Below are 13,807 nucleotides of genomic sequence, written 5' to 3' on the forward strand. Positions count from 1 at the left end.
CTATTTTACACTCCCTCTAAGGTGAATATGGATTGTTAGCGCATTAGAATCCTTTGCGCAAATAAATAAACATGGTTTCTAAAAACTCGTCGAACGTTACAGCCCCAGCCCTTTGGTGATCACTCATGCTTTGTCCAGGCAGCAATACGTTAAGTCTTCCGTCAATCAAAGGAAGAACGATCCCGTATACCGCATTTATTAGAAGATAAGTATATACCTCGTCATCGTTTCCGTCTGACAAGTCCAACAATGTTTCTTGAGCAACCGTTTGCATATGGTGCAGTACCCTGAGGAAATGTGGTTCTAGCACAGGATATTTTTGGGAAAGTAATAAAAGTTCACGCAATCTTCCGATAAGATCCGTTGTAAGCTGCATCTGGATTAGTTGATACAGAACGTCAAGCAAAGAGGCATTTGGGGGGATTTGCGTGAGTAAATTCTCGAACTCAGCAGTGTTATGAACTGCTGTTGATCCCATCGCTACTGCTTCTTCCTTGCATGTGAAATAATTTGCGAAGGTTCTTCTGGAGTAACCGGCTTTTTGCACAATATCTTCAACAACCATGCCGTCCAATCCATGTTCAAGCGCAAGTTCGAATGCCGCAATGGCAAGCGATTGCTCTGTCGCTTCTTTTTTTAAATGCCGCAAGGTTTGTTTCGCCATCATTTTCCGCTTATGCGTACAGCTCCTTTCTCATCTAAAGGTGTTTTTGAAAAGCACATCATTACAAAGCACTGAAAAAATGAAATATTTATTCAGAGATATAATGTTCTAGGGATTATTTTAACTTTAATTTGCCCAATGGGCAAATTTGCTCAAAGTGAAAGTATTTTAGAAATGTATTCTTTATAAAAAATCATTATAAAGGTAGTATATGAAGTATGGCTTTCAGCTAATTTCGTGCAAGGACAAGATAGAGGGAAATCATTTTTTATGATTGGCTATCTTAGGCGTGTCTCATTTCGCTTATTATGTAAGGAAGAATCTATAACGGGAGTTGATAACATGACTGAAGAAGAACGAATTTTTGAGGGGATTTTATTTAGTCCAGGTCATCCTGACCTTAAGGCCATCAAGCTTCGCTCACACAATCTTAGTAGTCAATACAGTCGTACCTTTGAGGATCAAACAGAGGAACGCGAAGCATTACTTATGCAGATCTTGGGCAGAAAAGGTTCGCATTGTTTTATCCAAGGTCCCATTTTCTTTCATTATGGCATTCACACAGAAATTGGTAACCATTTCTTTGCGAATTACAATCTGACCGTCCAGGATGATGCCAAAGTTACGATCGGTGATCACGTCAGTTTTGGACCTAATGTTACCATTGTTACACCGATTCATCCTTTTATTGCTTCAGAACGTCGACAAATGCTGGACCCCAACGGTGAACCCAAGATCCTCTGCTACGCCAAGCCTGTCACGATCGGAAATGATGTTTGGATATCAGCTAACGTTACCGTGTGCGGAGGTGTTACGATTGGCGACGGATCTGTCATTGGCGCTGGTAGCGTAGTGACCCAAGATATCCCTGAGGGCTCATTTGCAGCGGGTGTTCCCTGCAGAGTCATTCGTCCGATCACAGAGTCGGACAGCATGCGCTATAAACCGGATGTCCTGGCCGATTGCAGCGTAATTGAATAAAAACAAACAAAATGAGCAAACCGTCCCTAGACATGGGAACGGTTTGCTCATTTCGATTCGTACATCTTTGTTTAGTGGGAAGCTATACTATGTTTTTACTGTACGAAATGATCCAATTCCGGCTGCAATTTATTCCGCAGAACATACAGCATGATGGCCCCAACAAGGAACGCGGCAACATCGGCAATAACAAGCGACCACACCACCCCATGAAAGCCGTTCAGTCGGTTAGCGATATAGAGCACAGGAATTAGAGTAATTCCTTGAATGACTGACATAATGAAGGCGGCTGTACCTTGCGCTGTTGCTTGGAAAATCCCCACAAACAACGAGGTCATGCCTGTAATAAATAAGGATAAGAACGTGACATGCAGAATATAGCTGCCCATTTCAATTAATTGCGGGTCATTTGTAAATAAACCAATTAAGTGGTCGGATATCAGATAGACGACAATGCCGAACACAACAGCTAACGCTAAAATGGCTTTGATCGTAAATCCAATGGTATGCTTCATACGTAATTTATTCGCTGTAAAAGAGAAGGCAATCAACGGCACAACTCCCTCGCATAAGCCCATCAGAATAAACTCAGGAAATTGCAACAAACGTGATGAAATTCCGTACCCCGCTACGGCCTGATCTCCATACTCGACAAGAAAATGGTTCAAAATGAGCGACATTGCACCCAAGAAGATACTCATTATAAAAACGGGAACTCCGATTTTGAAAACATTGCTCATAATTTCCTTGGAAGCCTTGAACCATTTTACGGAGATGGTCAAAAATTGGCTCTTATATCCCATATGGAATGCGTAAAAAACACTTGCAATCAAGTTAGAGATGACCGTAGCAGAAGCAACGCCGATCACACCCCAATGGAAGATGAAGACGGCTACAGCATCAAGAATAATATTTACAACCACACTGAGAATCATACCGACCATCGACGTGATCGCTGAACCCTCGGAGCGCACAATATTCTCCAGTGTGAAAAATAAGATGACGAATGGTGAACCAATAAGCATAATCGTGACATAGTCCTTCGTAAATCCAAAGGATTCAGGCGTTGCTCCCAAGCCATGAACGATTGGATCGATCATTGGGAGGCCAATGGCTATCACGATAAGGCCAAGTACTAAACTGCTGTAAAAGGCGAATGAAGACACATGTTTCAGATCATCATATCTTTTTTCGCCCAGCAAACGGGAAATGAATGTACCGCTACCCATACCAATCAAGTTACCGAGCGCCATAATCACAGCAAATAACGGCAAGGTTAGAGCAAGGGCGGTTAACATGGCCGTATTGCCCAGTGTACCCAGGAAATAGGCATTCAAGATGGAATAGATGACACTCATTGACGTGCCTAACATCATTGGTACAGCAAAGTGGGCTACGGCTTTTGCAATCGGTGCTTTTTCAAAATAATGGAGGTTTTCAGCATCCATGTGGATCACTACTTTCTTCGTTTATTTTAGTCTTGAAATGAACTGGAATGATGGAATTCAGAATTCGATCTATATATCCAACTCACAATCTAACAGTGTTAGTTTGTACCTTACAGTGTTAGATGGTATCATGAACCTATGAAACTGTAAAGCATAAACTTACACTGTTAGATAAAAGGGCGGATATGGATGAAAAAACAACAGCCTCAGATTTCAGAAGATATGATTTTGGAAACCTCGTGGAAGCTTCTAGGGGAAGAAGGCATTGAAAAATTCAGCATGAGACGATTGGCCGATCGGCTTGGTATTCAGGCTCCCTCTCTGTATTGGTACTTTAAAAGCAAGCAGCATCTTTACCAGCATTTGGCCAACCAAATATCAAAGATAATTTTGGAAGAGTTCCAATCGGAGGGGGATTGGAAAGAGCAAATGTCGGGACTTGCGGTAACGATACGAAGTGTGCTCCGTCAGTACCCCTGTTCCACGCAGCTCATGATGCTCACACTGCCCCACGAGCCGGACATGATTCGTTTCACCAACCGCATGTTGCTCTGCATGGAATCGACGCCACTTGAGCAAGAGCAAAAATTGCAAGCAGTTCTTACGCTTGTGAACTATGTTTTCTACTTCGTTCTGGACGGATATCAGCATCAACGTACAGTTTCCGTTATCTCCAAAGACCAAGGGGGGCTTTCCAGCGGGGAGATGATGCACCTTTTGGACTCCATGAGCGAGACGGAAGTGGGACTGTTCCGGAGAATGTATGGGAGCGGGCTATTTGAGATGATGGGGACAGATGGGGCGTTTGAGTTCGGGTTGAAGTTGATTCTGTTGGGGATTGAACACGTGATAAAAGAGCGGGAGAAGTATGATGCAATATGATTAAATGAGGGGAGCTAGCAGAAATGAGTTTATACCTGGAAATCCCGGAACTTGACAAACGACTTCCGTTTCGGAGCTTTATTCACAAAGGGGATGTGCTTTGTTATCCTCACTGGCATAAGGAAATCGAAATTATTTATGTGACTCAAGGAAGCTTGGATCTGGGGATGAATGATAAGGTGATCCGCCTGAAGCAGGGGGAGGTTCAATTCATTAATGGCGGGGACGTCCACTTTTTTTTGTCATCCCCGGATAGCGAACGAATCGTTATTCAATTTGACCTGATTCTTTTCCAGGACGTATCCACACTAATTTACGATGACCGGTCGCTTCGAGACATCTTTACTGAGATGGAGCAATCAAGCTGGAACTGGCCTCATGAAACGGTAACCAAACTTATTCCTCTTCTTCAAAGCATAAGCACAGAAGATATCGAGCGCAAAGAGGGCTATGCTTATATGATCAAGGCCAAGCTTTATGAAATGTTGGCTTTTATTCTAAGAGAAATACCGAGGAGTATGGAGCAGCATTGGCACCAGAGTTCAGAGAATACCTTGACTCCGACCAAGGAGATGCTTATGAAACTGGAACGAATCTTTGAATATGTAGAAAACCATTATCAAGAATCAATTACCCTAAAGGATGTTGCCGACTATATAGGGTTCAGTCCTTATTATTTCACTAAGTTTTTCAAAAAGAATACGGGAATGACCTTTGTAACTTTTCTAAATGAATATAGAATTAATAAAGCCAAATGGATTTTGCTCAACGAAAACTATTCGATTACCGAAGTAGCTGAGGAGGCAGGTTTCAGCAGCGTAAAGACGTTTCATCACTTTTTTAAGGAAGCGACGGGCACATCGCCTTTAAAGTATCGCATGACAATATCCGGGAATAAAACAGCAAGAATATAGGAAGATAGTCTTTAATCAGACTTGTATGATAAGGGTGGAAACAAGTTGGGGGCTAGAGTTCTTTGCATTTTTGATATCATCGTTAAAATGTGATCAGCTGCTCAACTTTTTTACATATACCAAAACCAAAACAATTAAAGTTCATACAAAAAGAGAGGAATGTTACGATGAAACTGGGCGTTTTTGATCCGTTATTTTCTAATTTGTCGTTAGATGACATGCTGGATAAGTTAGTAGCTGCCGGTTTGGATGCCGTTGAGATCGGTTCCGGAGGCAACCCGGGAAATGCGCATTGTCCTACAGATGAATTGCTTGCGAGCGAAGAGAAACGAAAGGCTTATCTTGAAAAGTTTGAGCGACGCGGTTTGATCATCAGCGCTTTTAGTTGCCATAACAACCCGATTTCTCCAGATCCTGAGGAGGCCAGGGAAGGCGACGACATTTTGCGTAAATCAATCAAGCTGGCTTCACTTATGGGCGTACCTGTCGTTAATACATTCTCTGGTACTGCCGGAGACAGTGAGGATGCGAAAGCTCCAAACTGGCCCGTTATTCCATGGCCAACTGTATACAGCGATGTTAAGAAATGGCAGTGGGAAAATAAGCTTATCCCCTATTGGAAGGAAATCGGTAAGCTGGCTGAAGAGCATCATGTAAAAATAGGAATTGAACTACATGGCGGATTTTTGTGCCATACACCCTATACGATTTTGAAATTACGAGAAGAGACCAATGATGCAATTGGCGTAAATCTGGACCCTAGCCATTTATGGTGGCAAGGTATCGATCCGGTAGGTGCCATTAAAATATTGGGCAAAGCCGGCGCGATCCATCATTTTCATGCCAAAGACACTTATCTGGATCAGGATAACATTAACATGTACGGATTGCTCGATATGCAACCATATGGGGATGTGCAAACTCGCTCATGGACTTTTCGCTCTGTAGGCTGTGGTCATAGCCTGTCTGAATGGTCCGACATTATAAGCGCTTTGCGAACTTACGGGTATGACTATGTTATAAGCATCGAACATGAAGACCCTCTGATGTCTACTGAGGAAGGATTCAATCGTGCTGTTACCAACCTGCAATCTATCTTGATTCGCGAGCAGCCTCACGATATGTGGTGGGCCTAGTCAGAATAGGGAAGGATGATAAAAATGAATAACCGAGTCTATAATGTAGCAATTGTTGGATATGGAGGGATGGGCAGTTATCATGTCCAGTTGATTGAGCCTGTATCTCAGATTTCAGTAATCGGTGTATATGATACCGTTGAATATCGGATGGAATTGGGAAAGGAAGCCGGCTACAAAACGTATGAAAGTCTGGATGCCGTTCTGGCAGATGAGCTTGTGGACGTGGTCTTGATTGCTACACCTAACGATGTTCATAAAGATATAGCGATCCAAGCCCTTCAGGCTGGTAAACATGTCATTTGTGAAAAACCGGTGACGATAACCAGTACGGATTTTAAGGATATCGTCAAGGTAGCGAATCAGGAGAATCGTGTGTTTACGGTGCATCAAAATCGTCGCTGGGATGAAGATTTCCGGATTGCCAAGGACCTCATCGACAAGAAGACCTTGGGAGAACTGTTCCACCTGGAATCCCGGGTTCAGGGAGCCAATGGTATCCCTGGTGATTGGCGTCAACTGAAGGATTACGGTGGAGGTATGTTGTTGGATTGGGGCGTGCATTTGCTAGACCAATTGCTTCTGGTTACGGACAGCCAAATTGAAAGCGTGACAGCTACTCTAAGTTATATTTTGGGAACCGAAGTGGATGATGGATTTACCAGTTATATTACGTTTAAAGATGGCTTGACGGCACTTGTTGAGGTGGGAACGACCAACTATGTGAAGTTACCGAGATGGTACATCAAAGGGACGGAAGGTACGGCGGTCATTAGGGACTGGGATTTGAGCGGGGAGATCATCACCCGGAATCCGGATGTTGCTCATGTGGAGCCGAAACCCATCAAAGCGGGGCAGGGATTGACCAAGACGATGGCGCCGCCGTCCGAAGAGTCCACGCTAAAGTTTGCAATAGAGAAGCCGGATTTAAAACCGCAAAGCTTTTATGAAAATTTTGTCTCTGCAATTGAAGGGAAATCTGAACTTGCAATTAAGCATGATGAAGTTCTCAGAGTACTTGTGCTGATTGAGACCATTTTTGAGGCGGCAGAGACCAAAAGTGTGATCCATAGAAGTATATAATATGCTTTCTTTGTTTCTTTTGAGCACCTTCTTTGTCAAGTAGACCGTCTTTAAAAGCAGACTTGAACAACCTTATTTCGGTATTTCAACCGGACTAAGGTTGTTTCGTTTTTGTGCTATGCAAATGTATAATGAGAGCTTGAAGGGGGAGGAACGCCATGACCATCGAAGCCAGCTTCCGCAGGGCCAATCACATATGCAATCGTTATATTACCAAAGTGGAGCAGTCAGGGCTTTCATTGTCCATTTTATATTGGGGATTCATGCCCGATCATTTCGACAATGCCTTCCATCGGCATTCCTTTTTTGAAGCGTGTTATGTAGTAGACGGTGAAGGAAGCTACATCGAACAAAATCAGCATTATGTATTAAATAAAGGCACGGCTTTTCTATCTCTTCCAGGTGCTTGGCATCAAATTCGCAGCCAGACTGGTCTGACACTTTGTTATGTTGCTTTTGAGCTGGATGAAGCCCATACAGATGTCTATTATACCGAATCCTTCCGACGTCTTGCCGAACTTGGGCAAAGCGTTGCCCAGCATGCGGATCTTACGGCGACTGGTCATTTATGGCAAGCGCTTATCGCTTCTGTTGACTTGCCCGGGGCAACTCTTCCTCTTGCTGCAAAACAAATTTCGGCTTCCTTGCTGTTATCCATAGCGGATTTGCACACTCCAGCCCCAACAAACTCGGCCAGCACGGGAGAGCAACCCGTAGAATCGAATACGCTGTTCCGTCAGGCTAAACGTTATATTGATGATAATTTGATCAATGAGCTTACGCTTATGACGGTGTCAAGGCATCTCCATATTTCTTCCCGCCACCTGACACGGTTGTTTCAGGAAAATCTGGGGCAGTCCTTCGTCCACTATATTCAGGAACGGCGCGTGCAGCATGCCGCATGGCTCCTGTTAAATGAGCAGACTCCAATCAAAGATATCGCCATCCAGTGCGGGTTCCAGTCTGTGCATTATTTTACCCGGGTCTTTACCCGTGAACGTGGTGTTTCCCCGGCGAAATTTCGCCGCATTCAGTTTGCTGAAGGCCGTTCTGGCAAAATGCACTATCCGCCCCAAATGTCCTGATTGTACAAAAACATAGCTTGATCGTTTAAATACAGCACCTCCAACTCTCTATACAATAATGAACATAAATCGATATAGAGTTGGAGGTAAATCATGCCCCGAATAACCCCTTTGACCTTTCATCCCAAGCCAGTCAATTTCATACAGCTTCCGATCGACCAAGAGACAGAATCAGGGATCTGGAATGGGTACGAAGAATGGTTTGATCACGTTTGGTCCGACTTCGTACGGAGTAATCCGCTTCCCTTTTATATGGTCATTGATGGTACGCATGGCGCCGCATTCAGCGAATGTCTGGAAAGCCTCCGGTCGCGCTGCCGCCGGGAAAACAGGCTTTTAATTGAATTAGATAGCACTGATTATTTGAAACCTACAGCAGATTTGCTGAAGCAATTTCACCCTTATCTGACGGAAAACCGCACTTTTGGCGTTGTAGCCTCGGACGTAAGCGTCGAGGATTATTTCCGGCCACATGCTCAGGAAGCGTGGTTCAGTGATGTGGAGCATCAGTTGCGGCTTTGTGATTCCGTTGAAAATGGAGAGGCCCAGTTGCCGATAGCAGATCAATCCGCCCCCATCGTTGTAACCTTTGGGCCTGGCTCTGGTTTCCTTTCGGCAGCATGGAGGGCGGCCGACGTTTCTCTTTTTTGTGACTTATCCAGAGAAGCTCAGCAAAACCTGCACCAGCAGGGGATGGGTTCCCTGGGATTAGGCCCTTGCCGGGATACGATCGAAACCTACAAACAGTGCTTGTTCCTGGAGTGGCCCGTCTGGGAGGAGTATCGCAAACGCCGCTTGTACGATGTCGACTACTATGTGGATACGAACAACGGGGAAAGGCCCGTTTTGGTCACCGTCCCCATGCTGCACCGACTTTTGGCTATGGCAGCCCGGCAGCCTTTCCGGGTAAAGCCATTTTTTGCACCCGGGATTTGGGGCGGACAGTATTTGAAAAGGCTGTGCGGCCTGCCCCGGGAATGGAATAACTGCGCCTGGGGTTTTGAACCTGTCGCTCCGGAGAACACTCTTCTCATCGGCTATCGGGATTTTATTCTGGAGCTTCCCTTTCCGCTGCTCTTGTCAGCTCATCCTGAAGCAATTATGGGGAAGCGCAATGTCCAGCTGTTTGGGGACTACTTTCCGATCCGGTTTAATTATCTCGATACAATAGATGGGGACCATCTGTCTTTGCAGGTCCATCCCCGGCAGGATTACATTGAGCAGACTTTCAATGAAACGATGACGCAGCAGGAATCCTATTACATTATGGAGCAGAAGGAAGGGGTTAAACCTTTTGTGGGTCTGGGTTTCACCGAAGGAACGACCGGGGAAGAGCTGCTTCAGGCGGTTGACTCTGCACATACTTCGGGAACACCGCTAAAGATCGCAGCATATGTGAACATTTTGGACGCGAATAAGGGCGATCTGTTCTTAATTCCGCCGGGAGCCGTACATTTTTCGGGCAAAAACAATCTGGTGATGGAGATTTCTTCGACAACATGGTGGTATACCTTCAAAATTTACGACCATTTGCGGCTCGACAGAGACGGGCGTCCGCGGCCAATTAACGGCGATCATGCGAGACCCAACATGCAGGACCAGTATGACATCCATTACGTTCAGGAATATTTGATAGCGGTTCCAAAGGAAGGTCGGGTACAGGGAGCCAGCAGCGAAGAGTTGCTTGGTGAACGGGAGGATCTGCTTTTCCAGATAAAAAGATTAAAGCTGGACGGGGCGTGGATCGATGATACGGCAGGAGAATTTGTCATGTTCAACCTCGTAGAAGGCGACCGCGTGCGGCTCACTCCACTTGATAATGATGCAGCGGCCGTGGAATGGGGCTACGCAGAGGCTTATATCGTTCCTGCCTCCGTCGGTGGTTTCCGTCTAGAGTCTTTGGGAGATCACTCGTGCACCCTGATCCGGGCACAGGTTTCGCCAGAATGGAACATCCCCCTGCTCCCACATCACTGGAAATCTGGTGAGGGCGTATGAATACTGACGTCACCATTGCCATTGATGCCGGCGGGACTTTTTTGAAGGCTGGCGTCCTGAGAGGCGGGCATCTTCTGCCTCAACTCTATGTCAAAAAGTCGTCCCTATCCAATGGCAGCGCCTACGAAATCGCCGCCAATCTGGCCGACGTAATCCAGAAGCTTGCCGCGGCATACATTGCCCATATGAAGTTGCTTAATTCAAATATAGACAACGCGGCAAGCTATCCCAAATTTCATATCGGTTTTGCTTTTCCCGGCCCCTTTGAGTACGAAACAGGCGTATCCCGTATCCAGGGATTGAATAAATACGATCAGCTATATGAACACAATTTAAAAACGCTGCTGCGGCAAAAATTAATCACGCTTGCGGCAGAACGCTCCGCCCCAATATGGATGACACGCCTTGCCGCTGCAGACATTTGTTTTGGCAATGATGCCGTCATGTTCGCTTTGGGGGTCAGCAGGCTATTTCCGAAGGACCGATTAATTTGCCTTACCCTGGGAACGGGCCTCGGTTCCGCTTTTGTTGAGAACCGGTCCATGGTCAGCGGAAAATGGAACATTCCCGACTCAGGCATGTTGTATGCTGAGCAATACAAGGGAGATACCGTGGATGATTTGTTCGGAAGCCGAGGAATTTTGGCCTTGGCGGACAGCCTTGATGCTCGAAGGGAGGGTGAAGATGTATATCACCTGGCTATAGAGGCTCGAAGGGGAAATTCTTCCGCCGTCCAGGTATGGAAGCTTTACGGACAGAGACTCGGGGATATGCTGCGTCCGTACGTGGCAGCGTTCCGCCCCTCATGTCTGATCCTGGGTGGACAGATTGCCGACACCCAAGATTTATTTGGCGGCACACTTTTGGAAGCACTTTTGCCCGAGAGGATCTCGCTGCATGTTGAGAAGCAAATGCAGGAACATGTGTTTCATGGGATTTCCCAGCTTGTAAACAGTACTTAATCCATCAGTGAAGGAGAAAATAAATATGACACTCGAACGACAAATCAAGCAGGCCGCCATCCCGACGCTTAAACGAAAATGGAAAATATACGTCATTCACCATTCCCATACCGACCTTGGTTATACGGACCGTCAGGAAAAGATTGAACAATATCATATCGATTTTATCCGACAGGCGCTTCGAATTGTTAATAATGCCCATAACGGATTAAAACCCGAATGGAAAGGGTTCCGCTGGACCTGTGAGACCTTCTGGGCCGTGGAACAATTCCTGAAGCAGGCCGGGGACGAGGAGAAAGTTGCATTTGCCGATGCCGTGAGGCGCGGCGATATCGAGCTGTCCGGCACGTACCTGAATATGACCGAGCTGCCCGACCTGCAACTGCTGAACAAAATCCACAGTAAAGCTCAGGCCTACGCCACCTCGATCGGTCACCCATTAGACAGCGCGATGACGGCGGATATCAACGGTTACAGCTGGGGATATGCTGACAGCCTGCTGAATAACGGAATCCGGCATTTATTCAGCTGCATACATACCCATCACGGCATGTATGCGCTGGGCCGCAAACAGTCCCCTTTCTGGTGGGAGGCGCCAAGCGGGGAACGCCTGCTGGTCTGGAATGGAGACCACTACATGCTTGGCAACGAGCTCGGCTTCTGCCCAGGTGCGCTTGGCAAATACATGATTCGTGATGAATTCGGGCATAGGCTTGTAGAACCGGGGGACATTCACGATCCAATCGCCAACATCCGCATCCACAGGTATTTGGCCGAGCTTGAGAGGGAACGGTATCCGTATGATTTCGTGCCGGTGATGCTGTCTGGACTGCCCACAGACAACGGATCGCCCAACAGAGCGATCATGGAATGGATCGATGCATGGAACCGTCAAAATGGAGGGGGAATTTCCGTGCAGATGATCACCTTGAGCGGTTTTTTTGCCCGGCTGAAAGAGGAAGGAACGGATGACTTACCCGTGCATAAAGGGGATTGGCCGGACTGGTGGTCGGACGGGGTAAGCTCTACGCCGATGCACACCCAAATTTACCGAGATGCACAGCGAACACTCCGTAAGGTGGAAAAGCTCGATCCCGACCAAAATAGCGTCAGTCTTCAGGAAATCGAGGCAGTGGAGCAGGCGCTTGCTCTGTATGCCGAACACACTTGGGGTTATCATTCCTCCGTGTTTGAACCGTGGCACAAAAATGTGCAGCTGCTCGAAGTCCGCAAGACGGCCCACGCCGCAGAGGCAAGCAGGCTTGCTTATCGCGCGCTGGATCAGGCACTGCTGGCCGATAACGCCGCCACCTTATACCCAGGGCGTCCTTACCGTTTCAAGGTTACGAACCTGTCGGAACGAGAGGTAACCGAGTTGGTTGAGCTGAAGCTCGAAGGATGGGAACCAGATGAGCTGTTGAACGGAGTGGAGGTGATCCGGGAAGACTCAGGAGAGGTACTGATCCAACAGTCAACCCATCCGCAGACGATTATAGCGGAGCTTAAGCTTCAAGGGATGGAGAATTGCATACTGATCCTGCGCCCACTCCTGGCCGCGCAGCAGGATCATTCTTGCTTAACGTCAACCTCCAATTCAAAGCTAATCGGCGCTGATCAGGTTTACGATATGGAGGATATGTATTCCTTAACTCCTGCTGGACTGCAAGCACCAATCTCCGTTTCCCAAAATGGGCTGGAGTCCCCTTTTGCACGCTTGACTTGGTCGAAAGAGCGAGGCATCGTCTCGTGGATCGATAAGGAGACAGGGCAAGAATTGTTGAAAGCGGATGATCCGTATGGCGCCTTCACACCTATCCATGAGGTGACGAATCCAGCAAACCCTGCCGATGCTTCCCAGGTGTGGAGTATCCGTTCAAAGATGGGGCGCAACCGTAAAGGGCTGAACGTGGAGCGTTCGGTTGGTCAACTCATCTCCGTCCGTGCGGTGGAGAATGGACCGCTGTACGCTACCGTAGAGCTTGGCTTTCAGCTAAAGGGCATCTCCTATTTTTCACTGTTCCTGCGGATATATGCTTGTCAAAACCGGCTGGATATTTCGGCACGGTTCCATAAAGAGAGCGTTTGGAATCCGGAGAATGTTTATCTGGCCCTGCCGTTTACCCCGGGAGGCACAGGGCCAGTCACCCTATTTGCCGACAAGCCGGGCGGCCTCGTTCGCCCCTGGAAGGATCAGATTCCCGGAACCTGCCTGGACTATTCCTGTGTGCAGGCAGGCATTGCCTGGGAGGATAACGACCGCTGCCTTCTGCTTGCTGTTCCGGACACGCCGCTTGTCCAGTGGGGAACACTAGATTACGAATCCAGAAAGGTACACACCCAGCAATCGCCTGACGCTCAGCCGGAAGCCTATGCCTGGGTGATGACGAATTACTGGGAAACCAATTTTAAGGCAACCTTGGGTGGCTTCTATGAATTTCAATATCATATTTCGGTCGGCGACAGACTTTCGCCTGCCGATATGGCCGCCGCTCTGCAGGCGTTGAACGAACCATTTGTAGTTACTAGAGTCAATGAAAAATAAACTAAGCCGATGCACACTGCCCATGTAGATGAATAATAGACGGAAACACGTTTCCCATATAAAAAGTGGTTTCTTTAACCCGCTGTTCATAATAGTTGACAAAATATTCCTT

General features: G+C 46.9%; 11 protein-coding genes. 9 read left to right on the forward strand and 2 right to left on the reverse strand.

Going from position 1 to position 13,807, the window contains the following annotated elements:
• Window positions 1-43: 43 nt before the first annotated feature.
• Entirely contained in the window at window positions 44-667 is a 624-nt protein-coding gene (locus JNUCC31_RS31290; RefSeq protein WP_228469342.1) for a TetR/AcrR family transcriptional regulator, read from the reverse strand.
• Between the two features lie 339 nt (window positions 668-1,006).
• Between JNUCC31_RS31290 and JNUCC31_RS31295 the strand changes: the two genes are divergently transcribed.
• Complete coding sequence (locus JNUCC31_RS31295) at window positions 1,007-1,645, forward strand: sugar O-acetyltransferase (RefSeq protein ID WP_192267174.1); 639 nt, start codon at window positions 1,007-1,009, stop codon at window positions 1,643-1,645.
• Window positions 1,646-1,740: 95 nt separating this feature from the next.
• On the opposite strand, the gene JNUCC31_RS31300 is transcribed toward JNUCC31_RS31295, so the two are convergent.
• Window positions 1,741-3,093 (reverse strand): MATE family efflux transporter, encoded by a 1,353-nt coding sequence (locus JNUCC31_RS31300; RefSeq protein WP_192267175.1) that lies wholly within the window; start codon window positions 3,091-3,093, stop codon window positions 1,741-1,743.
• Window positions 3,094-3,282: 189 nt separating this feature from the next.
• On the opposite strand from JNUCC31_RS31300, the gene JNUCC31_RS31305 reads away from it, so the two are divergent.
• The 8 genes from JNUCC31_RS31305 to JNUCC31_RS31340 all read left to right on the forward strand — a co-directional run bounded on the left by JNUCC31_RS31305 (window position 3,283) and on the right by JNUCC31_RS31340 (window position 13,695).
• Window positions 3,283-3,975 carry a TetR/AcrR family transcriptional regulator gene (locus JNUCC31_RS31305; RefSeq protein ID WP_192267176.1) on the forward strand — a complete coding sequence of 231 codons (693 nt, stop codon included), beginning with the start codon at window positions 3,283-3,285 and terminating at the stop codon, window positions 3,973-3,975.
• A 23-nt stretch (window positions 3,976-3,998) separates the two neighbouring features.
• Window positions 3,999-4,889, forward strand: a complete 891-nt coding sequence (locus tag JNUCC31_RS31310) for an AraC family transcriptional regulator (RefSeq protein WP_192267177.1) — start codon at window positions 3,999-4,001, stop codon at window positions 4,887-4,889.
• A 167-nt stretch (window positions 4,890-5,056) separates the two neighbouring features.
• Window positions 5,057-6,025: a sugar phosphate isomerase/epimerase family protein gene (locus tag JNUCC31_RS31315; protein WP_192267178.1), complete on the forward strand. Its 969-nt coding sequence runs from the start codon at window positions 5,057-5,059 to the stop codon at window positions 6,023-6,025.
• Between the two features lie 15 nt (window positions 6,026-6,040).
• Window positions 6,041-7,108, forward strand: coding sequence for a Gfo/Idh/MocA family protein (locus JNUCC31_RS31320; protein WP_228469343.1), 1,068 nt, complete (start codon window positions 6,041-6,043; stop codon window positions 7,106-7,108).
• A 158-nt stretch (window positions 7,109-7,266) separates the two neighbouring features.
• Window positions 7,267-8,193 (forward strand): helix-turn-helix transcriptional regulator, encoded by a 927-nt coding sequence (locus JNUCC31_RS31325; protein WP_192267179.1) that lies wholly within the window; start codon window positions 7,267-7,269, stop codon window positions 8,191-8,193.
• Between the two features lie 93 nt (window positions 8,194-8,286).
• Complete coding sequence (locus JNUCC31_RS31330) at window positions 8,287-10,191, forward strand: class I mannose-6-phosphate isomerase (protein WP_192267180.1); 1,905 nt, start codon at window positions 8,287-8,289, stop codon at window positions 10,189-10,191.
• Window positions 10,188-11,153: an ROK family protein gene (locus tag JNUCC31_RS31335; RefSeq protein ID WP_192267181.1), complete on the forward strand. Its 966-nt coding sequence runs from the start codon at window positions 10,188-10,190 to the stop codon at window positions 11,151-11,153. The genes JNUCC31_RS31330 and JNUCC31_RS31335 overlap by 4 nt, the downstream gene beginning before the upstream one ends.
• A 25-nt stretch (window positions 11,154-11,178) precedes the next feature.
• Window positions 11,179-13,695, forward strand: coding sequence for a glycoside hydrolase family 38 N-terminal domain-containing protein (locus tag JNUCC31_RS31340; RefSeq protein ID WP_192267182.1), 2,517 nt, complete (start codon window positions 11,179-11,181; stop codon window positions 13,693-13,695).
• Window positions 13,696-13,807 lie beyond the last annotated feature (112 nt).

This window comes from Paenibacillus sp. JNUCC-31, from assembly GCF_014844075.1.
Classification (GTDB): Bacteria; Bacillota; Bacilli; order Paenibacillales; family Paenibacillaceae; genus Paenibacillus.